25 protein-coding genes are annotated in these 20,416 nt (G+C 37.4%); 17 read left to right on the forward strand and 8 right to left on the reverse strand.

The window, feature by feature from the left end; translation table 11 throughout:
* Nucleotides 1–146 precede the first annotated feature (146 nt).
* The 7 genes from napA to CYP54_RS09255 are packed head-to-tail and all read left to right on the forward strand — an operon-like array spanning nucleotide 147 to nucleotide 6,744.
* The gene (gene napA / locus CYP54_RS09225; protein WP_103605018.1) at nucleotides 147–2,927 is read left to right on the forward strand and encodes a nitrate reductase catalytic subunit NapA; all 2,781 of its coding nucleotides are present in this window, start codon (nucleotides 147–149) and stop codon (nucleotides 2,925–2,927) included.
* Between the two features lie 9 nt (nucleotides 2,928–2,936).
* Nucleotides 2,937–3,695, forward strand: a complete 759-nt coding sequence (gene napG, locus CYP54_RS09230; protein ID WP_103605019.1) for a ferredoxin-type protein NapG — start codon at nucleotides 2,937–2,939, stop codon at nucleotides 3,693–3,695.
* A complete protein-coding gene (gene napH, locus CYP54_RS09235; RefSeq protein ID WP_084108414.1) occupies nucleotides 3,692–4,483 on the forward strand; it encodes a quinol dehydrogenase ferredoxin subunit NapH in 792 nt (263 codons plus the stop codon). Before napG ends, napH begins: the two co-directional genes overlap by 4 nt.
* Nucleotides 4,480–5,007 (forward strand): nitrate reductase cytochrome c-type subunit, encoded by a 528-nt coding sequence (locus CYP54_RS09240; RefSeq protein ID WP_103605020.1) that lies wholly within the window; start codon nucleotides 4,480–4,482, stop codon nucleotides 5,005–5,007. Before napH ends, CYP54_RS09240 begins: the two co-directional genes overlap by 4 nt.
* A complete protein-coding gene (locus CYP54_RS09245; protein ID WP_103605021.1) occupies nucleotides 5,007–5,474 on the forward strand; it encodes a 4Fe-4S dicluster domain-containing protein in 468 nt (155 codons plus the stop codon). Before CYP54_RS09240 ends, CYP54_RS09245 begins: the two co-directional genes overlap by 1 nt.
* Nucleotides 5,471–6,406 (forward strand): WD40 repeat domain-containing protein, encoded by a 936-nt coding sequence (locus CYP54_RS09250; RefSeq protein WP_103599781.1) that lies wholly within the window; start codon nucleotides 5,471–5,473, stop codon nucleotides 6,404–6,406. The genes CYP54_RS09245 and CYP54_RS09250 overlap by 4 nt, the downstream gene beginning before the upstream one ends.
* Nucleotides 6,403–6,744, forward strand: coding sequence for a chaperone NapD (locus tag CYP54_RS09255; RefSeq protein ID WP_103599782.1), 342 nt, complete (start codon nucleotides 6,403–6,405; stop codon nucleotides 6,742–6,744). The genes CYP54_RS09250 and CYP54_RS09255 overlap by 4 nt, the downstream gene beginning before the upstream one ends.
* Nucleotides 6,745–7,040: 296 nt before the next feature.
* Here CYP54_RS09255 and CYP54_RS09260 read toward each other — a convergent pair whose 3' ends face one another.
* The 3 genes from CYP54_RS09260 to CYP54_RS09270 all read right to left on the reverse strand — a co-directional run bounded on the left by CYP54_RS09260 (nucleotide 7,041) and on the right by CYP54_RS09270 (nucleotide 8,482).
* Complete coding sequence (locus CYP54_RS09260) at nucleotides 7,041–7,583, reverse strand: SCO family protein (RefSeq protein WP_103605022.1); 543 nt, start codon at nucleotides 7,581–7,583, stop codon at nucleotides 7,041–7,043.
* 9 nt (nucleotides 7,584–7,592) lie between these two features.
* Entirely contained in the window at nucleotides 7,593–7,988 is a 396-nt protein-coding gene (locus CYP54_RS09265; protein WP_181001578.1) for a hypothetical protein, read from the reverse strand.
* Nucleotides 7,989–8,059: 71 nt separating this feature from the next.
* On the reverse strand, nucleotides 8,060–8,482 hold the full coding sequence (locus tag CYP54_RS09270) for a copper chaperone PCu(A)C (protein ID WP_103593099.1): 423 nt from the start codon (nucleotides 8,480–8,482) through the stop codon (nucleotides 8,060–8,062).
* Between the two features lie 137 nt (nucleotides 8,483–8,619).
* Between CYP54_RS09270 and pgp2 the strand changes: the two genes are divergently transcribed.
* The 5 genes from pgp2 to CYP54_RS09295 are packed head-to-tail and all read left to right on the forward strand — an operon-like array spanning nucleotide 8,620 to nucleotide 11,666.
* A complete protein-coding gene (gene pgp2, locus CYP54_RS09275) occupies nucleotides 8,620–9,585 on the forward strand; it encodes a cell shape-determining L,D-carboxypeptidase Pgp2 (RefSeq protein WP_021090919.1) in 966 nt (321 codons plus the stop codon).
* Nucleotides 9,586–9,587: 2 nt separating this feature from the next.
* Complete coding sequence (gene cmeU / locus CYP54_RS09280; protein ID WP_021091016.1) at nucleotides 9,588–9,827, forward strand: CmeU family protein; 240 nt, start codon at nucleotides 9,588–9,590, stop codon at nucleotides 9,825–9,827.
* Complete coding sequence (locus CYP54_RS09285; protein WP_103605024.1) at nucleotides 9,820–10,833, forward strand: alanine racemase; 1,014 nt, start codon at nucleotides 9,820–9,822, stop codon at nucleotides 10,831–10,833. The genes cmeU and CYP54_RS09285 overlap by 8 nt, the downstream gene beginning before the upstream one ends.
* 9 nt (nucleotides 10,834–10,842) lie before the next feature.
* On the forward strand, nucleotides 10,843–11,274 hold the full coding sequence (locus CYP54_RS09290) for a hypothetical protein (RefSeq protein WP_054196386.1): 432 nt from the start codon (nucleotides 10,843–10,845) through the stop codon (nucleotides 11,272–11,274).
* A complete protein-coding gene (locus CYP54_RS09295) occupies nucleotides 11,265–11,666 on the forward strand; it encodes a flagellar protein FlaH (protein WP_103605025.1) in 402 nt (133 codons plus the stop codon). Before CYP54_RS09290 ends, CYP54_RS09295 begins: the two co-directional genes overlap by 10 nt.
* 589 nt (nucleotides 11,667–12,255) lie before the next feature.
* Here the strand turns inward: CYP54_RS09295 and htpX are convergent.
* From htpX to ribA, 5 genes are read right to left on the reverse strand one after another with little or no spacing between them, the layout of a single operon-like run.
* The gene (htpX, locus tag CYP54_RS09300) at nucleotides 12,256–13,125 is read right to left on the reverse strand and encodes a zinc metalloprotease HtpX (RefSeq protein ID WP_103605026.1); all 870 of its coding nucleotides are present in this window, start codon (nucleotides 13,123–13,125) and stop codon (nucleotides 12,256–12,258) included.
* An 8-nt stretch (nucleotides 13,126–13,133) separates the two neighbouring features.
* Entirely contained in the window at nucleotides 13,134–13,499 is a 366-nt protein-coding gene (locus CYP54_RS09305) for a hypothetical protein (protein WP_103605027.1), read from the reverse strand.
* Nucleotides 13,496–13,690 carry a hypothetical protein gene (locus CYP54_RS09310; RefSeq protein ID WP_009294554.1) on the reverse strand — a complete coding sequence of 65 codons (195 nt, stop codon included), beginning with the start codon at nucleotides 13,688–13,690 and terminating at the stop codon, nucleotides 13,496–13,498. Before CYP54_RS09310 ends, CYP54_RS09305 begins: the two co-directional genes overlap by 4 nt.
* On the reverse strand, nucleotides 13,687–14,253 hold the full coding sequence (gene rsmG / locus CYP54_RS09315; RefSeq protein ID WP_103605028.1) for a 16S rRNA (guanine(527)-N(7))-methyltransferase RsmG: 567 nt from the start codon (nucleotides 14,251–14,253) through the stop codon (nucleotides 13,687–13,689). Before rsmG ends, CYP54_RS09310 begins: the two co-directional genes overlap by 4 nt.
* Nucleotides 14,253–14,816 carry a GTP cyclohydrolase II gene (gene ribA / locus CYP54_RS09320; RefSeq protein ID WP_103605029.1) on the reverse strand — a complete coding sequence of 188 codons (564 nt, stop codon included), beginning with the start codon at nucleotides 14,814–14,816 and terminating at the stop codon, nucleotides 14,253–14,255. The genes rsmG and ribA overlap by 1 nt, the downstream gene beginning before the upstream one ends.
* A gap of 68 nt (nucleotides 14,817–14,884) precedes the next feature.
* On the opposite strand from ribA, the gene hemB reads away from it, so the two are divergent.
* The 5 genes from hemB (at nucleotide 14,885) to CYP54_RS09345 (ending at nucleotide 20,400) form a co-directional block, all read left to right on the forward strand.
* On the forward strand, nucleotides 14,885–15,856 hold the full coding sequence (gene hemB / locus CYP54_RS09325) for a porphobilinogen synthase (RefSeq protein ID WP_103605030.1): 972 nt from the start codon (nucleotides 14,885–14,887) through the stop codon (nucleotides 15,854–15,856).
* Between the two features lies 1 nt (nucleotide 15,857).
* Nucleotides 15,858–16,775: an ornithine carbamoyltransferase gene (argF, locus tag CYP54_RS09330; protein WP_103605031.1), complete on the forward strand. Its 918-nt coding sequence runs from the start codon at nucleotides 15,858–15,860 to the stop codon at nucleotides 16,773–16,775.
* Nucleotides 16,772–17,257: a DUF2603 domain-containing protein gene (locus tag CYP54_RS09335; protein WP_103605032.1), complete on the forward strand. Its 486-nt coding sequence runs from the start codon at nucleotides 16,772–16,774 to the stop codon at nucleotides 17,255–17,257. Before argF ends, CYP54_RS09335 begins: the two co-directional genes overlap by 4 nt.
* Nucleotides 17,250–18,611, forward strand: coding sequence for an oxygen-independent coproporphyrinogen III oxidase (gene hemN / locus CYP54_RS09340; protein ID WP_103605033.1), 1,362 nt, complete (start codon nucleotides 17,250–17,252; stop codon nucleotides 18,609–18,611). The genes CYP54_RS09335 and hemN overlap by 8 nt, the downstream gene beginning before the upstream one ends.
* Nucleotides 18,612–18,726: 115 nt before the next feature.
* A complete protein-coding gene (locus CYP54_RS09345; protein ID WP_103605034.1) occupies nucleotides 18,727–20,400 on the forward strand; it encodes a TolC family outer membrane protein in 1,674 nt (557 codons plus the stop codon).
* The last annotated feature ends 16 nt before the right edge of the window (nucleotides 20,401–20,416 follow it).

The following is a 20,416-nucleotide window of genomic DNA, read 5'->3' on the forward strand; positions in this document are numbered from 1 at the left end:
GTGAGAAAATTAATATTTTTATGTAGAAAAATATTTACATTTTTGGCTTAAGTTTTTTAAAATTTTTGTAAATGTCAATCAGTTGTAAATAAGTTTTGCAAGGTTAATATCAATTAAATTTGTTTTAAATCTTTAAAGGAGAAAGAATGAATCGACGAGAATTCATAAAGAGTGCCGCAGCTAGTGCTGCTTGCGCAAGTGCTGGTATAGCTGTGCCAAGCTCGCTAAGTGCAGCAAGCGAAGCAGAAAAAGGCTGGCGTTGGGACAAAGCTGCCTGTAGATTTTGCGGAACTGGATGTGGTATCATGGTCGCTACAAAAGAAGGCAAGATAGTAGCTGTAAAAGGAGATCCAGAAGCACCAGTAAATCGTGGTCTAAACTGCATTAAAGGCTATTTTAATGCTAAGATCATGTACGGCGAGGATAGGATCACTCATCCGCTTTTACGTGTAAATGAAAAAGGCGAATTTGATAAAAAAGGTAAATTTAAGCAAGTAAGCTGGAAGCAAGCATTTGATGTTATGGAGGCTCAGTTTAGAAAAGCATATGATGAGCTAGGACCTCATGGCATCGGAGTTCTAGGCTCTGGTCAATATACAATTCCAGAAGGTTACGCTGCTGTTAAACTTATAAAAGGTGGCTTTAGAAGCAATAGCATTGATCCAAACGCAAGACACTGCATGGCAAGTGCGGTTGTTGGCTTTATGCAAGTTTTTGGCATAGACGAGCCATCAGGCTGTTTTGATGATATCGAACTAACTGATACTATCGTGGCTTGGGGCGCAAATATGGCTGAGATGCACCCGATCCTTTGGGCGCGCGTAAGCGATAGAAAGCTTAGCGATCCTGATAGAGTAAAGGTTGTAAATTTAAGCACTTACTCAACTAGAACATCAAATTTAGCTGACATCGAGATCATCTTTGCTCCGTCATCTGACCTTGCTATCTGGAACTATATCGCTCGTGAGATAGTTTATAACCACCCAGAGATGATCGATGAAGAATTTGTTAAAAAGCACTGTGTATTTACAACCGGTCCAGCCGACATCGGATATGGTCTTCGTCCAGACATTAATCATAAAAAATATGCTCCAAGCGAGCTAGACACTGCTGCTACTGAGAAGTCAAAGGTGCTAAGTGAAGCTGAGGGCGTTACACTTGCATATCTTGGACTAAAAGCTGGCGATACACTAGAAAATAAAAATGCTGCAAAAGCTGGCGCACATTGGCAAATAACATTTGAAGAGTTTAAAAAAGCTCTTGCACCTTACACGCTTGACTTTACAGCAAAGGTGGCAAAGGGCGATCCAAACGAAGATATAGAAGAATTTAAGAAAAAATTAAAAGCACTTGCTGATCTTTATATAGAGAAAAACCGCAAAGTCGTAAGTTTCTGGACTATGGGCTTTAACCAACACCAACGTGGTACATGGGTAAATGAGCAAGCTTATATGGTTCACTTTTTGCTCGGCAAGCAAGCACTTCCAGGCTCAGGCGCCTTCTCTCTAACTGGACAACCAAGTGCGTGTGGAACTGCAAGAGAGGTTGGAACATTTGTTCACCGCTTACCAGCTGACATGGTTATTGAGAATCCAAAACATAGAGAGATAACTGAAAAAATTTGGAAACTTCCTGCTGGAACACTAAGTGGTGTACTCGCTTCTCACTACGTAAAAATGATGCGTGATCTTGAAGATGGTAAGGTTAAATTTATCTGGGTTCAAGTAAACAACCCATGGCAAAATACTGCAAATGCAAACCACTGGATAAAAGCGGCTCGTGAGATGGATAACTTCATCGTTGTAAGCGATCCTTATCCAGGAATTTCTGCAAAAGTAGCCGACCTTATTCTTCCAACTGCGATGATTTATGAAAAATGGGGCGCTTACGGTAACGCTGAGAGAAGAACACAACACTGGAGACAGCAAGTACTTCCAGTTGGCGAAGCGATGCCTGATATTTGGCAAATGATGGAGTTTAGTAAGCGCTTTAAGCTAAAAGATGTTTGGGGTGAGAAAAAAGTAAATGACAAAGTTACACTTCCAAATGTACTTGATGCTGCAAAAGCTATGGGGTATAGCGAAGAAGATACGCTATTTGATGTACTTTTTGCTAACGAAGAGGCTAAGAAATTTAGTGCAAACGATCCTATTATGGAAAACTACGACAATACAGAAGTATTTGGCGATAGCAGAAAAGTGATCGGCTCAGATGGTAAAGAATTTAAAGGATATGGATTTTTCGTCCATAAATATCTTTGGGAAGAGTATAGAAAATTTGGCATTGGACACGGTCACGACCTAGCTGACTTTGACACCTACCACAGAGTAAGAGGTCTTAGATGGCCAGTCGTTGATGGCAAAGAGACTCAGTGGAGATTTAATACTAAATTTGATCCATACGCTAAAAAAGCTGCTCCAAATGAGAAATTTGCATTCTATGGCAACAAAAATGCAGCACTTCCAACAGGAGATCTAAAAGGCGTTACAAATAAAGATAAAACATCTCTTGCAAACAAAGCAAAAATTTTCTTCCGCCCTTACATGGATCCATGCGAGATGCCAAGCAAAGAGTATCCGTTCTGGCTATGTACTGGCCGTGTTCTAGAGCACTGGCACTCAGGCACTATGACCATGCGTGTTCCTGAGCTTTATAGAGCTGTTCCAGAGGCACTTTGCTATATGCATGAAGATGATGCTAAAAATCTTGGCGTAATGCAAAATGAGATCGTTTGGGTCGAATCACGCCGTGGCAAGGTAAAAGCAAGAGTTGATCTAAAAGGTAGAAATAAGCCACCAGTAGGTCTTGTTTATGTGCCTTGGTTTGATGAAAACGTATTTATCAATAAAGTCACACTAGATGCTACTTGCCCAATCTCAAAAGAGACTGATTATAAAAAGTGTGCGGTTAAAATTTACAAAGCATAGGTGAGCGATATGGGATTTTCAAGTAGGCGAGAGGCTTTAAAATTTGGAGCAAAAGTGGCACTTTTGGCTCTTGGTGGAGGCTTTGTTTGGTCGCTTAGCGCCAAGGCTTCGCCACTTATGCTTCTTAGGCCTCCTGGTGCAAAAGAAGAGAAGCAATTTTTACAAAGCTGCATTAGATGCGGGCTTTGCGTAGAGGCCTGTCCATTTGATACGCTAAAGCTCTCATCGCTAGAAGATGGCATAAGCATTGGAATGCCTTATTTTGAGCCTAGAAAAATTCCTTGCTATATGTGTGAAAATATCCCTTGTGTGCCAGCCTGTCCGACCGGAGCTTTGGACGTAAATTTAGTAAGCACAAAAGGCAAACTTGATATAAATAAGGCCAAAATGGGTGTTGCGGTGGTCGATATGAAAAACTGCGTGGCATACTGGGGCATACAGTGCGATGCTTGCTACAGATCCTGTCCGCTCATAGATAAGGCCTTGTATCTTGAGTATCGCCGCAACGAAAGGACGCAAAAGCATGCGTTTTTACTTCCAGTGGTCGATAGCGACATCTGCACCGGATGTGGCCTATGCGAGCGAGCCTGTATCACCAAAAAAGCAGCCATTACCGTGCTAAACCGTGACGCGGTGCTTGGAAAAGTAGGCGATAACTACGTCAAAGGCTGGGTCAAAGAAGATGAAAGACGCATAGACGATGCAGACAGCAAAATAAAGCTTGACATTAAAAAAGCGACTGATTATCTAAATGGTGGTGAGCTATGAAATTTTTAATCTTAAGACGAATAACTCAAATTTCTATCCTAGCACTATTTATCCTAGGAAATTTTTACGGAGTTAAGATACTTAGCGGAAATTTAAGCTCATCTTTGCTTTTTGGAAAAATTCCACTAAGCGATCCATTTGCTTTGGTTCAAATTTTACTTGCAAGCTTTAGTGCCGGCATAAATGCAATTATTGGAGCTGGCATTATCTTGGCGTTTTACGCGCTAGTTGCTCCAAGAGCGTTTTGTTCGTGGATATGCCCAATAAATTTGCTAACTGATATTGCTTTTAAACTAAGAGAGAAATTTGGCTTTAAGGGCGAAAAAGTCTTAAATGTGAGTAAAAATTTACGTTATTACTTGCTGGCTCTTGCTCTTATATTAAGCCTTGCTTTATCTTACCCGGTATTTGAGAGCGTTAGCTATATTGGCATTATTCAGCGTGGCATTATTTACGGCTCAGCTAGTGCTTTAGGCATAGCGGTTGCGATCATTGCTTTTGATATGTTTGTGTTAAAGCGTGGCATTTGCTCGCACGTTTGTCCACTTGGTGCCTTTTATGCCATCATCTCAAAATTTGCCCTAATTAGAGTAAAACATGATGCCCAGGCTTGTACAAAATGTATGAAATGTAAGCTTATTTGTCCAGAGATGCAAGTGCTTGATATGATCGGTAAAGAGAGCCGCTCGGTAAGCTCAAGCGAGTGCATAAGCTGTGGCAGGTGCATTGATGTTTGTGGAGACGGGGCTTTGAAATTTAGTATTAGAAATTTAAGGAGAGAAAAATGAAAATAAAAATAATGATGCTTGGAGGATTGTGCGCTGCGTTTTTTGCGGCATGTGCTTTTAATAATCCAAGCATTAGTGATTCGCAAATCGGCTTTAGAAATATCGATTTGCTAGACGATAAAGACGTTGTATTAAAAGATGTGAACTACACAAAAGAGCCAGCTGGTATGTCAAAGAAATTTGATAGGTCTTTTGAAAATGCACCGCCATTTATCCCACACGATACTGAGGGTTTAGTGCCTATCACAAAGGATATGAATATGTGCGTAACCTGCCATATGCCTGAGTTTGCAAAAGATAGTGGAGCAACACCGATACCATCATCTCACCTTTATGACATCAGAAATAAAAAAGATCTTGCAGGCAAGCTTGATGATGAAAGATATAACTGCACAACATGCCACGTTGAGCAACAAACTGGCGTAACGCAGCTTGTTGGCAATAAATTTAAGCCTGATTTTAGAGACAAAAACGGCACTCATAAGTCAAACTTGCTAGATGTTTTAAACGATGGTGTTAAATAATGCAAAGCAGGCGAGAGCTTTTTAGTAAAATTTTGGGGGCAAAATCTGCTCCCAAATTTATAACTCCGCCATTTTTTAGCGGAGAGTTTGACTGCGGTGGATGCGATGCTAGCTGTGTAAATGCTTGTGAAAAAGAGCTTCTTAGCTTTGAAAATGAAAGGGTAGTTTTTAAAGTTAAAAAGCTGGGCTGTGACTTTTGCGAAGAGTGCGCAAAGGCTTGTGAGAGTCTTGGTAAAAAGACATTAAGCCTAAGCTCGCCAAAGAGTATAAATGCAAAAGTTAGCATCGATGTTTCTAGCTGTCTAGCATGGAACGATACAATCTGCTACAACTGCCTTGATGCTTGCAAATTTAAAGCAGTCGAATTTCTTGGCGTTTTTAGACCTATTGTTAATCAAAACTGCGTAAGTTGCGGCGAGTGCTTTGATGTTTGCTTTAAAAATTCACTTCAAATGGAGGCCTTATGAGAGCTTTGTTTTTTATTTTTTGTCTATTAAATTTTATCTTTGCAAGCGAGATCACCACTCCATACAAGCAAATAGAGGCTAGTGCAAATGTGCTAAGCACAACGCTAATAAATGGCAAACTCTTTATCGCGACTGATGGAGGGACGGTTGAAATTTATGATCCTAAAGAGTCTAAATTTGAAGAGATTATCAAAATGGATGATATAAAAACCTATGTTAGTGATCATGAAAGACCAAAAATTCTAAACGTTGATGAGTTAAATGACAAGATACTCATCCTAAGTGAGGGTGACTATGCTACAAAGGTGCTTTATATAAGAGAAAATGGGCAGATGAAAAGCATAAAAATACCAAATCAAGCGACAAAAAAGGCATTATTTTTAGATGACGAGCGTATTGCACTTGCTTCAATCAGCAATGAAATTTACTTTTTAAACTTAAAAAGTGGCGAAAACTATGATAGCTTTAAAATTTCAATAGCGATGCTTTCAGATATGGAGATAAATGAAGATAGAAGCACGCTAGCTATCGCTTGTGAGAGTGGGAAGGTCTACTTTTATAACATAAAAGCTAAAAAAATGGATCAAATTTTAGACATTCATACAGACAATATCTACGACATCTCATATAAAAATGGAGTCATGATCAGCGGAGGCACCGACAGGATCGTGGGGATATTTTCAGCTGGAAGCCTAAAAAAGATAAATACCGGCTTTTTGGTCTATGGTGTCGGCCTTAGTGATGATGGCAGAGTGGCAGCCTATATGAGCGATGAGATGAGCGATGTAAATTTAGTTGATAGCAAAAGCTTAGAAAATATTGCAATGCTAAAAACTGGGCAAAGTACGATAAATAGCATAGTTTTTATAAGTGACAATGAAGTCGTAACTTCAGCCTATGAGAATAAAATTTTGTTTTGGAGAATTAAATGAATATTTCAAGTTTAATAGTTTATACGGATAATAAAAATGAAAGTGTAAAAAATGAGATAAAAAAGCTAAAAGAGTGTGAAATAATAACCGACGCAGACGATAGAATCGTAGTGGTAGTTAGCTCAGATGGTATTGAAGATGAGATAAAAAATTTTAAAAAGATAGAAGCTATCAGCGGAGTAGTGAGCGTTGCGATGGTTTACAGCTATCAAGAAGATGCCGAAGAAAATAGGAAAAAACTAGAAAAAAATGGCAAGATAAGTGAAATTTTAACAAGTGATGAGGTAAAAGCTGAAGATATTACTTATAGCGGCAGCGTGCATCATAGAGTGAAATAGCAAAACTAAATTTCTATCTTTTGCATTATGATTAAAAATTTATAGTGCAAAAGCCTACCTTTCGTATAGATCCTCTTAATAAATTCGTTGCTAATACTACTTATATTTAATCAACTTTGTTTGGCTTGTAGATTAAATTTATGTTCAAGGGTTAATAGATTTTGGGTGAAAAATTACTCAGCAAGCATAAAATCAAAAGTATAGCAAGTGAATTAAATTTTAGCTTAGAAGATCTTGAGATGATGCTTGCATAAAGAATTTTAGTAGGTCAGTTTTGGCTTACTAAAATTTCTAGCCTAAGGTCTATCTTTGATCAAATTTAATAAATTTTCTCCAATGTTTTCATTTGTTAGATTTGAAATTTCTTTATAAAAATTTCCTTTTTTGTCTATTAAATATATTGAAGAGCTATGAGCAACAGAGTAGCCCATGGCTGAGTTTTCAAGACGGACTTTTTGAAATTTTACACCAAATGTTTTTGCCACTTCTTTTAAGGCGTTTAGTTTTAATCCATCAGCATCTTTGTAGAAATTTTTTGCCATTAGAGTTAAATTTTCAGGAGTATCGCGTTCAGGATCAAGTGTAATAAAAAGTAGCTCAAAGTCATCTCTTTTTAGCTTGTTTAGTTCATCGCCAATCAAAGAGAGCGCAGTAGGGCAGACATCGGGACAAAAAAGATAACCAAAATATATAACTTTGTACTTTCCGTCGTAATTTTTAAGACTTACTTCACCATTTTGTGAAAGTGCCTTAAAATCATACTTGTTTGGCTTTATTAGCAAAAGTGCAACACCTATACAAATTAAGATTATTATTAAGCCCCAAAATGCCTTTTTCATCGTTACCCTCTATAATTTTAGATCAAAATCTACAAAAAAACCAGTTTCTTTTTCGTCATCAAGCACTTTAAATCTATATCTCATAAGCTCGACAACGCAAGCACTTAGCACTACTTGAGCAGTTAAGTTATCGCCTCTTGGCTCAAGTCTTGCTTTGATTGATCCCATATTCATATTTATGCCGTCTATCTCAAGACTAGGATTTTTTAGCCCTAAATTTTTACCGTTAATGATTTTAAAGCTAAAAGGTCTCATAGCATAAATAGGTCTTGGTGAGATGTCTATTTTTAGCTTTACGCCTTTAAATTCCATCTCACAAGATTTATTGTTTAGATCACATTTTAAAGGATCTAGCGATGTGTTTACATCGGCAAATTCAGGTGGATCTTCCTTGCTTGTTGTCATAAGCTTATAGCCTATCGAAAAAGCACCTAGAACAATAAAGATAAATGAAAAAATAATTATGATTTTTTTCATTATTTAAAGTTTTTAGTTACTCCGATATTATCAAGCTTTATGCTCTCGCCATTGCTAAATTTTAGCTCTAAATCAACTTTATCACCATCTTTTAATGGTTTATTTAGATCCATAAGCATAATGTGTAAACCGCCAGGAGCTAGTTTTGTTTCGCCATTTTTTGGGATCACTGCATCTTCGATTTGAACCATAGCCATCATACCATCATTCATTTTGTGTGTATGAATTTCTGTACTTTTGCAAACGCTTGAATGAGCACCAATAAGCTTTACATCAGAATTTGAAGCATTTTTTATATCCATAAAAATTGCACTATTGTTTGTGCCAGGTTTTGTATCTCTAGCTCTAACATTTTCTAGGCTGATATCAGCCGCCATAAGAGCAGAAGCTGCAAGCATCGCACCAAAAACGAATTTCTTCATATTTTTCCTTTGTGATAAAATTAATAATGGTTTTCACATTATACATTTAGAACTACTTAATTTACCTTTAAAATCTAAAAATATAAATTTTTTAGGATATAATTACGGACTAAATTTTACTTTTTGGGATATTTCACTTGAAAAAAATTATATTTTTCTTCATCGCGTTATCGCCTTGTCTTTTTGCCCAAAATTACGAAGAAATTTACTTAAAAAATGGCTCTGCTGCTGTTATTGATGCCATCGAAAAAAATATTTTAAGTAAGGATTACTGGCTAAAAAAGCTTGAAGGCAAGGATGTAAGATATGGGTATTATGACAATGAGATACTTCTAAGTGTAGTTGATAAAACTAAAAAGAAGCTTGAAGTGATCTCTTATAATGGCGGCATTACAAAAAAGCTTTTTAGCTCAAGCGTTATAGTTGGCAAAAATGGCGATAAGCTTCTTGAAGGCGATCTAAAAACACCGGTTGGAGTGTATCAGCTTACACGTAGATTTACGCCAAATGATAGATATCTTGGCCCGCTTGCATTTTCGCTTTCGTATCCAAATTTACTTGATAAGCTTGCAAAGCGAAATGGTGGTGGTATTTGGATACATGGCTATCCGCTTGATGGTCAAAGGACAGATGAGCTAAAAACAAAAGGCTGCGTGGCTATGCAAAATGATACTTTGATGAAATTCGATGATGTTGTAGATCACAAAAAAACACTCGCATTTATCTATGAAGATAAGCGTCCAGAAGCTAGCGCAAAAGATATTGCAGTGATCATTTCTGGACTTTTGGGCTGGAAAAAGACCTGGAGTGAGAGCGACATTGAAAACTATCTTAAATTTTACGATAAAAACTTTGAGCGATATGATGGTATGAGCTTGGAAAAATTTAAAAGTATGAAGCGGGCTATTTTTTCTAAAAAAGAGAAAAAACGCATTAGTTTTTCAAATTTTCTCATCACGCCTTATCCAAATCTTAAAAACGACAGGCTTTTTCGTGTGAGTTTTTATGAGGATTATGTTTCAGATACGCACAAATTTGCTGGTCAAAAGACGCTTTATGTGAAGCTTTACAACGATGATATGAAAATTTTTATAGAGGAGTAAAAGTGGAAAAATCTCAAGAAGTAAAAGAAAAAATCGAAAAAATTTTAGAGGCAAGAGCTGCTTTTTTTGCTGAGCTTGACCGCCAAGTTCCAAAGAAAGATGGTACTGATGTTTTTGATTTTAGCAAAGTAAAAGAGGCTGACCTGAAAGAAATTTACGCTAAATTTTATGCATTTGATTACAATGTAAGAAAACTTTTACCGGATGTTTATACTGCTTTTAATGTGAATTTTAATGTCTGAAATACGCCTGAATAAAGCTTCATATATTCATAACCTCACTCAAATTTGTGCTAAAGCTGGTGGCAAAGAAAAAGTAATAGTTGTATTAAAAGACAATGCTTATGGCCATGGCGCAAGACTTATTGCAAATGAAGCTAAAAAATTTGGTATAGAAATTTGTGCTGTAAAAAGTGAGTTTGAGGCAGATGAAATTTCTGACATATTTGAAAATATTCTCATTCTCTCACATATCCCAACCGGAAATGAAAGCAGTAAATTTATCTATGCGATAAACGATATAGAGGCGCTTTTAAAGATAAAAGATAGCTCAAAAATCAACCTTGCAATTGATACTGGTATGCATAGAAATGGGCTTGATATTAGCGAGCTTGATTACGCCTTTGAAATTTTAACAAGAAGGAATTTAGAGCTTCTTGGAGCTTATACTCATTTTCGTGCAAGTGATGAGCTAAATGCTGATTATTTTGTGCAAAGAGAAAATTTTAGGGCTGCAAAAGAGAAAATTTTAGCTCTTTGCGATGAGTTTGGTATAGAAAAACCGATCTTTCACTCTCACAACTCAGCTGCTCTTGAAAGAGCAAGTGAAATCAATGATGATATGGTGCGTGTTGGTATCGCTCAGTATGGATACGCTCAGTTTGGTGATAGTTTGAACTTAAAGCCAGTACTTTCACTATGGGCAAGAAGAGTTAGCAGGCGTGTCTTAAAAAGTGGTCAAAGTGTTGGATATGGTGCTAAATTTAGCGCAAAAGAAGATATAAATGTAGCCACTTATGATCTTGGATATGGCGATGGATTACTAAGATACAATGGATGTGGCGAGCTAAGACTTGCCAATAACGAGCCAATACTGGGCAAAATTTCTATGGATAGCTTTAGTTGTAAAGATAGCGGCGAGTGGGTCTGTGTTTTTGAGGATGCAAATATTTGGGCGAAATTTTTTGATACTATAAGTTATGATATTTTAGTAAAGCTCTCGCCAAACATCACTAGAAAATTTATATAAAGGAAATATGTGAAAAAGATCGTTTTATTAGCCCTTGCTAGCCTTGCTTTTGGTGTGCAAGAGAGTGAGTTTAAGATTTATGAGCAGATACTAAATCAGCTTGACACTAAGCAGATCCCAACCTTTGTCGTCCAAACTGCAAAGCCAAATTTACCAAGTAGGGTCGATGAGATGATTACGCTAAAAGATGTAAGTAGCAGCGGGCTAAACATACATGGCGAGTTTGTTTTAAACGAGACCAAGACAAAGAGGATAAAAGGCTACAACAAAGCTCAAATCTTAGCTTTAAAAGATGAGTTTTATAAAAATGGAAAAGATGCGCTTTGCAACTCAGGTATGGCTAGAGCTGTGCTAAATCGTGGCATTACGCTAAGTGGTAGTTACGGCTTTGAGGGTAGGCATTTTTTTGATATAAATTTGGATAAAAGTAGTTGCGAGTAGCCCTTTTTTTACTATTTTTTTGTTCGCTTGCTTTGGCTCTTACACCAGATATAGCAGCGAAAAATCACGCAACTTACTACAAAAAAAAGCTCCCATTTATCTGCACGCCAACACTGACGCTTAATGATATCTTAAATGTTGGCGATACGCTCATCTACAGATACGCCGTCAAACACGCAAGAAAGCAAGAGATCAAAAGGCTTGAAGAAAAAGATCTTTTGGAATTTATCGAGACTATAAAAAAAGAGAATTTAAGAACCGCCTGCAAGGATAAAGAAATTTTAAATATGCTAAGCATCGGTGTTACATTGGATGAGCTTTTTTATTCAGAAAATGGTGAGCTGATCTTTGAGTACACTATAGAAGATCGTGACTGCAAGAAATTGCAGTGAAATTTGGGGTTAAATTTCGATTTTTTGGTTGTAAATTTGATATTTTTGCAAATTTTAAACTTTCATTTACTTGCAAAAATTGACTAATAAAATTTGATTTCGCCCGCTGATTGTCTCAAATTTTAGAGCCGCGATATGCTCACTCATAAATTACAAAATTTGCCATGGTCTTTTAACCGCATTCAGTGCATTAGTAAGTTTGCATGCCCCTTGAGCGTGTCAGTGGTAGAGGGATTATTAAAGGGGAAGAGAGTTCTTTTGCTTCGCGAGCTCGAAACTGCAAGCAGACTGTAATTTAGTCCTCTTCTTCCTAGCAATAGAATTTATATTTATATTGTGTAATTACAAGCTTGCAAAGTATAATTCAAGTTTTCTTTTTCTTGAACAAACAAATTTTTAAATTTTAAAATCTTATTCATTTGTCTTAGCAGACTATTAAATTTTAATTCTCATGGATACTCGCTACTAAATTTAGAGTCGTTATATACTCACCCATAAAATTTAAAATTTTTGTAAATTTATAAATTTAAAGCCAAAAAAGATGGTAAAAAGAAGAAATTTAGCCCAAATTTTACTAGAACTAAATTTTCTACATGCCTCTTTTTATCTCTTGCTCAAGCCTTTGAAGCTCAGCGATCCTATCGCTAGTGCTTGGATGCGTTCTAAAAAGTACGCCAAGCTTGTTAGTTAGCGAGCCAAATGGATTTACGATAAACATATGAGCACTTTGTTCGCTTGCATTTTGCATAATGTAAGAATTTGAGTAGCTCTCAAGCTTTCTTAAAGCACTTGCAAGCCACTCTGGGTGTCCTGTTAGATAGGCTGCGCCCTTGTCTGCCTTATACTCGCGCTCCCTTGAGATCGCCATTTGTATGATTGTGGCAGCTATTGGCATGAGTATAGCAAGTGCTAGCATAACGATGGCATTACCGCCACCTCTTCTTGAACCGCCACTCTGCCCAGCAATACCACCAACCTTAGCAAAATTTGCAAGCATAGCGATAGCGCCAGCTAGTATGGCAGCGATTGAGCCAGTTAGGATGTCGTAATGCCTTACGTGGCTTAGCTCGTGAGCTAGCACGCCCTCGATCTCGTTTTCATTTAAAATTTTTAAAAGCCCCTCGGTTACCGCGACAGCTGCGTGGCTTGGGTTACGGCCTGTTGCAAAGGCGTTTGGCACCTCTTCTGGGATGATGTAAATTTTTGGCATAGGCAAATTTGCCTTTTGTGTGAGGCGAGATACGATATCATAAAGCCCGTGAGCGTTACTCTCATCGACTGGGATGGCGTTATATCTTTTTAGTACTATAGTATCACTAAAAAAATATGAAAAGATATTTGTGCCAGCCGCTATCAAAAAGGCGATCATCATGCCATGCTCACCTCCAATATATCCGCCAACAGCGATAAAAATCAGCATTAAAGTAACCATTAAAAAAGCGGTTTTGAAAATTTCCATTTTTGTCCTTATTCTTTTATAGCATTTGGCAAGATCGCTGCGTCTATGTTAAATTTTGCAAGCTGTGCTAGCTCGCTTTCATCTTTTATCAAAACAGCTATAAGTGCGTCAAATAAATAACTCTCAGCTATCTTTGCTAGATCTTTTGCAATATCAATATCTGCAATAATAAATTTTGCTCCAGCAGCGTTTGCGATGATAGCTTCGTTTATGTCATTTGCGATGATGCTAAAGTTTGCTCCAGTTTCTAGCGCTTTTTTTATGAAATTTCTATCAAATTTAAAGAGATTTTGCCTGCCGTTTGAAATTTCATCTTCGCTTTTGCAAAGAAATAGCGGCTCAAATTTGATCAGTTCATCGCCTAAAATTTTCATCTCTCACCCTTTATGCACTCTTTGCAGATGTATTTTCCGTCCCTTAGCACCATTTGATCGATGTCGCTAAAGACACCGCATTTGCTGCACTCTTCGAAGTTACTGGTGCTTATCTTGTCGCTTTTTTTTCTATTTTTAAAAAATATGATATAAATCGCAACCAAAATCGCCACAAAAAGCAAGTATTTCAATGTTTCTCCCCTTGATTTTTGAGATTAAAAAATATGTAGTTTCTGTTTTTTTCATTATAAATTTGCGCGTTGATGCCTGAAATTTCATCCATGACGTTTGAGCCTTTGTAGATGAGAAATTTAGTGCTCTCATCATAAAATCCCTCGCAAATTTTTATAAGCTCTTTTGTCTTACTAAGTGCCCTTGAGGTGATGAGATCAGCTGTAAATTTATCTGCAAGCTCGATCTTTTGGCTATGAACTTCTAAATTTTGCAAGCCAAGCTCGATCTTAGCGTAGCTTAGAAATGATGACTTTTTGGCTATCGGCTCAAAAAGGTGCCACTTAGTGCGTGGCATCGCAAGTGCTAAAAATATCGCTGGAAAGCCAGCTCCACTACCAACATCGATCGCCGTTTTGGCACTTAGGTCAAAAATCTCAAGCGGTTTTATGCTATCAAGCACCTGCTCGCTTATATCTTTATAGTTGCTTAAGCTATGAACTCGGTTAAATTTAGCAAAAATTTGAGCGTAAGCCTTTACTTTTTCGTTAAATTCAGCTGGCAAACAGAGTTCATTTTTCATCACAAGATGTGCCCCATTTGCTCTTTTTTGACCTTTAAGTAGTCTTCGTTAAATTTATTTGGTTTTATAACGATAGGCACGCGTTTTACGATCTTTACCGAGCTTAGCCCGTGAAGTTTTAATGGGTTATTTGTGAGTAAATTTACCTCTTTTATGCCGTAGTGATTTAGGATAAAATCAACCACTTCGTATGTCCTCTCATCAGCCTTAAAACCTAGCTGGTGATTAGCCTCAATGGTATCAAAGCCCTTGTCTTGGAGGTTGTAAGCGTTTATCTTGTTTAAAAGCCCGATATTTCTGCCCTCTTGGCGCAGGTAGATGACCATGCCGCCATTTTCTTCGATATATTTTAGGCTCGCTTCGAGTTGGTCGCGGCAGTCGCACTTTAGGCTCCCGATCGCATCGCCAGTTAGGCACTCAGAGTGAATTCTAAGATTTACAACTTCGCTTAAAGGCTCTTTATAGATCGCAAGGTGCTCTTTTTCCCCTTCTTTGAAAGCTTGAACCTTAAAAGTGCCAAATCTCGAGGGTAGATTTGCCGCGTTTGAAATTTCTATTTTCATTTTAAATTTACTCCAACTGTGCTAAACTAGCTAAAAATCACGCATTTTAACAAAGAAAAGGCAAAAATATGTTTAAACGTTTTAGAAGATTAAGAATAAATCCAGCCCTAAGAGATATGGTAAGAGAGACTAGCCTTAGCGTAAATGACTTCATCTATCCACTCTTTGTGGTCGAAGGCAAAGGCATTAAAAATGAAATTTCTTCGATGCCAGGCGTTTATCAAATGAGTATCGATGAGATTTTAAAAGAGTGCGAAGAGATAGTAAATTTAGGCATAAAATCGATCATTCTATTTGGCATACCAAGCCTAAAAGATAGCGTTGGCAGCGACGCACTAAGTAACGACGGCATCATCGCAACCGCGCTTAGAGCCATAAAAGATAAATTCCCAAATTTATTTGTCATCACTGATCTTTGCTTTTGCGAGTACACAGACCACGGCCACTGCGGCATAATCGACCACGTACATAACACCATCGACAACGACGCCACACTTGAAATTTCAGCTAAACAAGCCTTGATACACGCTCAAAATGGCGCCGACATGATTGCACCAAGCGGCATGATGGATGGCATCATCGCAACGCTAAGAGAGACGCTTGATAGCAACGGCTTTGAGAATTTGCCAGTGATGGCTTACTCGACTAAATTTGCCTCAGCCTACTACGGACCATTTCGCGATGTGGCACAAAGCGCACCAAGCTTTGGCGATAGAAAGAGCTACCAAATGGACAGCGCAAACCGCCTTGAAGCTATAAATGAGAGCTTACAGGACGAGGCGCAAGGTGCTGATATCTTGATGGTAAAGCCAGCACTCGCCTATCTTGACGTCGTTAGAGAACTAAGAAATTTAACACTTCTGCCACTTTGCGTCTATAACGTAAGCGGCGAGTACGCACTGCTAAAAGCTGGCGCAAAAGCTGGTATCATCGACTATGAGCGCGTTATGATGGAGACATTGATCGGCTTTAAAAGAGCAGGGGCAAATTTGATCATTACCTATCACGCAAAAGAAGCGGCTAAAATTTTAAGGGGCTAAGATGAGGCACTTTTTGACGCTAAATGACTTTAGCAAAGATGAAATCGAGCAGATGATAAATTTAGCTCGCAAGATCAAAAAAGAGGCGAAAGCTAGAGAATTTAAGCCATATCTTAAAGATCAAAAGCTTGCGATGATATTTGAAAAAAGCTCGACTAGAACTAGAGTGAGCTTTGATGTGGGCATGCATGAGCTTGGCGGATATGCGCTATTTTTAAGCAAAAATGATATACAAATAGGCCGCGGCGAGCCGATCCGTGACACCGCTAGAGTGATAAGCAGAATGTGCGACATGGCTATGCTAAGGGTCGATAAGCACGAGACACTAGAGGAATTTGCTAAATTTTCAAGCGTACCAGTGATAAACGGACTAAGCGATAAATTTCATCCAGTGCAGCTCATGGCGGATTATCTAACGATGCTTGAATTTAGCGCAGGCGAGAAGGTCGCGTACGTAGGGGACGGCAACAACATGACTCACTCATGGCTCATGCTAGCCAGCAAGCTTGGCCTTGAGCTAAGGGTCTCCACACCAAAAGGCTACGAGGTAGACGCTGAAATTTTAAAGATGGCTAATGAAAACGCAAAAATTTCAGGTGCGAAAATTTTTATCACAAATGATATAAAAGAAGCGGTAAATGGTGCCGATGTAGTGACTACAGATACTTGGGTATCAATGGGGCAAGAGGCTGAGAAAGAAAAGAGACTAAAAGACTTTGCTGGATACTGTGTGGATGAAAATTTGATGAGCTTAGCTAAAAAAGACGCGATATTTTTGCACTGCTTGCCAGCTTATAGGGGCTACGAGGTGAGCGAGGCAGTTTTTGAGAAGCACGCAGATGAAATTTTTAGCGAAGCTGAAAACAGACTTCATGCCCAAAAAGGTGTAATGGTCTGGCTAAATGAGAGAAGAAGATGAGCAAAGAGAAAAGTATATATGATGAGATAGATGAGATCGGCAATAGTCTTGGGTTGAGTAGTCCTGAAAAGACGATCTTTGAGATAGTTTCAACCAAAAATCCAAATGAGCATATTTTAAATTTAAAAAGTGGCTCTTGGGACTCGAAAGAACCATGGTTTGGCATTGATGAAAATCAAAATTTACACACAGTAATCTCTGTAAAATCGCTTTCAGCTTTGATTGAGGCTTACAAAGAGTCTCAAAAAGAAAATTTTGATCTAAGGCTTGAAAAGACGATCTGGCAAAATATACCGGTTGATTTTAGTGATGTTTGGGTAGTTGCTATGGATGAGATAAAAAAGATCGCAAGCGATAAAAAAAGCAGACAATTTAATATTGATCTTGACAAACTAGTAAAAAATATCAAAAAAGAGCACCCAAATTTATTTGTAGACATAAAAGAGGTGATTCAAATGGCAAGGAGTAGAGCAGATGATTGATTTTAGTGCTTATGTGAAGTATTCAAGGCCAGGGCCAAGATATACTAGCTATCCGACAGCACCAGAGTTTAGTGATAAATTTAGCTATGAAGCTTATATAAAAGAGCTTGAAAATCGCGATAAAAAAAGACCGCTTTCGCTTTATTTACACTTGCCATTTTGCAGAAGTGCTTGTTATTTTTGCGGCTGTAACGTCATTTATACTAGCAAAGAAGACCGTAAAGAGAGATATATAAGATATATAGAAAAAGAGCTTGAAATTTTAGCTCGTCATCTGGACACCAGCACTGAGGTCTTGCAGATGCATTTTGGTGGCGGTACACCGACATTTTATAACGCCGTACAGCTTGATGAGATCATAAAACTAATCAAATCTAAATTTAAAAATTTCTCAAAAGAGGCTGAGATAAGCTGCGAGATAGATCCGAGATTTTTAACAAAAGAGCAGCTTGATGTACTTGTTTCTCATGGATTTAACCGCATCAGCTATGGCGTGCAAGATTTTGATGAAAAGGTGCAAAAAGAAATTCACAGAATTCAGCCCTATGAGATTACTCAAAATGCTGTAAAAATGGCTAGAGAAAAGGGCATAAAGTCGATAAATATGGACCTGATCTATGGCCTACCGTATCAAAGCCTAGATAGCTTTAAAAAGACGCTTGAACTAGCCCTCACACTTGATCCAGATAGGCTTGCAGTCTTTAACTACGCTCATGTGCCATGGATAAAAAAATCAATGCGTAAGTTTGATGAAACGACATTGCCAGATCCTGAAGTAAAGCTTGAGATTTTGAAATTTACAGCCGAATTTTTAACTAAAAATGGCTATAAAATGATCGGAATGGATCACTTTGCAAAGCCAAATGATGAGCTTTTTGGCGCTTTGGCAAATGGTACTTTGCATAGAAATTTCCAGGGCTATACGACAAAAGGTGGCGCCGACTTGATTGGTATTGGAGTGACCAGCATAGGCGAATGCAAAAGACACTATGCACAAAATTATAAAGATATGGATGAGTATGAAAAAGCAATTGATAGCGGAAAGCTGCCATATGCAAAGGGAATTTATCTGAGTGATGAAGATCTACTTAGAAAGAGGGTGATTATGAACCTAATGAGTAATTTTGGACTTAATATCAAGACAGTTGAGGATGAATTTAATATAAATTTCTTTGAACACTTTAAGGAGGAGCTTGCGGAGCTAAAAAATTTAAGTGAATTTGTTGATATTGCACCTACAAAAATTAGCGTAAATGAAACAGGGACACTAATAATACGCAATATTGCAATGTGTTTTGATGAATATCTAAAGAAAATTCCCGAGAATTTAAGGCGTTTTTCTAAAACTATATAAAAATTATTTTTTTGTCATAAGATATTTAAAATACGTTTAATATTTCTTGGTGTATAATTCGTGTCAAAATTTAAGTATAGACTTAATGATAAAAAAAGGTAAAAGGATCTTAGTTATGAAAAAGATGTTAGCAATTAGTGCTTTGGCAGCAACTGTACTGTCAGCTCAAGATGTTCCTTATAGGATTTTTCTAGCTTCATTTGCACAAGATGATAATCAGGCTAGAATCGACAGTGCTATTAATAAAGTTAATAGTAAAATTTCTGATAGTAGGCTGACCACAGGTATCTATGAGGTTGGTGGACGAAAATTTTTATATATTGACACAACTCCAGTCTCTGAGGATGAAGCTAATAGTCTATTAGTTAAAGTTCAAAACGAATCAGGCTATAAGGATGCTTTAATGAGAGCAAAAGCACCTGTAGCTGATACTCAAATAACAAAAAAATCCAATATAGAACAAGCTATATCAACTGAAGTGAAACCAGTAGCACAACAAGTTGATGATGGAATTTTGACTTTAGATCAAGTTATAAAGACTATTTTAAATGAAAACCCAAGTTTAAAAGCTACAGAATTTAACTATCTACAAGTTGGTAAAGATCTAAAAATAGCAAAAAATGCCTATTATCCAACACTTGATGCTGCTGCTAGAGTGGGATATGAGAAAAAACGCCTTGATGATGGAGTTTCTACAAGAAGAGGAGATGGAAGAATTTCTGGCACATCTCTAACCTTGGTTGAGAATTTATACAATGGTGGTGCTGATAAAAATAGAATAAATTCTCAAAGCGCAAGGCTTGATTCAGCTGCTTATTCAGTAGCACAAGCTGCAGATAGACTTACATTAAATGCTGCAAATGCTTACTTGCAAGTTCTTCAAACTAAGAGAATTTTAGACATTGAAGAAGAAAACGTAAAGAGTCACGAGGAAATTTATAGTCAAATTAAAGATAGGGCAAGATCAGGTTATGGTGTAGCTTCTGAAGAGAGACAAGCTGGATCACGCTATACTCTAGCTCAATCAAACTATACAGCTGCTAAAAATAACTATGAAGATGCACTTTCTACATTTGAGAAATTATATGGAAAAAAAGTTGCAGCTAAAAATTTAGTAATGCCTGAGTTTAGCCTTCCTTTGCCTAGCACAAAAGAAGCTGTTTATAACAAAGCAATTCTTTGCAATCCGTCACTTTTGGTTCAAAAATCAAATATTGCTATGGCAGAGTCAGTTGTAAAAGAGAAAAATGCGCCTTTCTTACCAAAATTAGATCTTGTTGTATCTGGTGCGTATGATCATTCAAATGTTTTATATGACAATTATGAAGAACAAACATTTGACGCACTTTTAAGACTAAACTATAACCTTTACAATAAAGGTAATGATAAACTAGATAAAGAAAAAAGCCAACTTGCCGTTCAACAAGAGCAACAAACTTTAGATAATCTTGTAAGAGAGCTTAAAGAATCTTTGGAATTTTCATGGCAAAATTATGTTCTTAATCAAGAAAAAATGGGATATCTAAATCAACACGTTGAATATGCTAAAGCTACACTTGATGCTTATCAGGATGAATTTAGAATCGGTCGTCGTGATCTTATAAACTTGCTTGATGCCGAAAATGAATACAACTCTGCATTAAAAGAGATCGCTACAACTGAGACAGCACTATCTTATGCAAGATACAGACTGTTAGATAATATGGGAATGATCTCAGATAGCTTTGAACCAGGTTTTGCAAAGAGATACATTCAAGGTGCTTGCAGCATTCAAAACGATTTAAGATAAAAATGTAAAAAGTAAT

The organism is Campylobacter concisus (assembly GCF_002914005.1).
Classification (GTDB): domain Bacteria; phylum Campylobacterota; class Campylobacteria; order Campylobacterales; family Campylobacteraceae; genus Campylobacter_A; species Campylobacter_A concisus_N.

Coding starts and splice junctions, on each gene's coding strand:
- CYP54_RS09265 (WP_181001578.1), bottom strand. CDS start 7,988: ATGACAACAAGCAAGGAAGATCCACCTGAATTTGCCGATGTAAACACA.
- CYP54_RS09250 (WP_103599781.1), top strand. CDS start 5,471: ATGAGAGCTTTGTTTTTTATTTTTTGTCTATTAAATTTTATCTTTGCA.
- CYP54_RS09285 (WP_103605024.1), top strand. CDS start 9,820: ATGTCTGAAATACGCCTGAATAAAGCTTCATATATTCATAACCTCACT.
- CYP54_RS09240 (WP_103605020.1), top strand. CDS start 4,480: ATGAAAATAAAAATAATGATGCTTGGAGGATTGTGCGCTGCGTTTTTT.
- argF (WP_103605031.1), top strand. CDS start 15,858: ATGAGGCACTTTTTGACGCTAAATGACTTTAGCAAAGATGAAATCGAG.
- CYP54_RS09260 (WP_103605022.1), bottom strand. CDS start 7,583: ATGAAAAAGGCATTTTGGGGCTTAATAATAATCTTAATTTGTATAGGT.
- hemN (WP_103605033.1), top strand. CDS start 17,250: ATGATTGATTTTAGTGCTTATGTGAAGTATTCAAGGCCAGGGCCAAGA.
- CYP54_RS09345 (WP_103605034.1), top strand. CDS start 18,727: ATGAAAAAGATGTTAGCAATTAGTGCTTTGGCAGCAACTGTACTGTCA.
- hemB (WP_103605030.1), top strand. CDS start 14,885: ATGTTTAAACGTTTTAGAAGATTAAGAATAAATCCAGCCCTAAGAGAT.
- htpX (WP_103605026.1), bottom strand. CDS start 13,125: ATGGAAATTTTCAAAACCGCTTTTTTAATGGTTACTTTAATGCTGATT.
- CYP54_RS09270 (WP_103593099.1), bottom strand. CDS start 8,482: ATGAAGAAATTCGTTTTTGGTGCGATGCTTGCAGCTTCTGCTCTTATG.
- CYP54_RS09305 (WP_103605027.1), bottom strand. CDS start 13,499: ATGAAAATTTTAGGCGATGAACTGATCAAATTTGAGCCGCTATTTCTT.
- CYP54_RS09255 (WP_103599782.1), top strand. CDS start 6,403: ATGAATATTTCAAGTTTAATAGTTTATACGGATAATAAAAATGAAAGT.
- CYP54_RS09245 (WP_103605021.1), top strand. CDS start 5,007: ATGCAAAGCAGGCGAGAGCTTTTTAGTAAAATTTTGGGGGCAAAATCT.
- rsmG (WP_103605028.1), bottom strand. CDS start 14,253: ATGAAAAATGAACTCTGTTTGCCAGCTGAATTTAACGAAAAAGTAAAG.
- CYP54_RS09335 (WP_103605032.1), top strand. CDS start 16,772: ATGAGCAAAGAGAAAAGTATATATGATGAGATAGATGAGATCGGCAAT.
- napH (WP_084108414.1), top strand. CDS start 3,692: ATGAAATTTTTAATCTTAAGACGAATAACTCAAATTTCTATCCTAGCA.
- ribA (WP_103605029.1), bottom strand. CDS start 14,816: ATGAAAATAGAAATTTCAAACGCGGCAAATCTACCCTCGAGATTTGGC.
- napG (WP_103605019.1), top strand. CDS start 2,937: ATGGGATTTTCAAGTAGGCGAGAGGCTTTAAAATTTGGAGCAAAAGTG.
- napA (WP_103605018.1), top strand. CDS start 147: ATGAATCGACGAGAATTCATAAAGAGTGCCGCAGCTAGTGCTGCTTGC.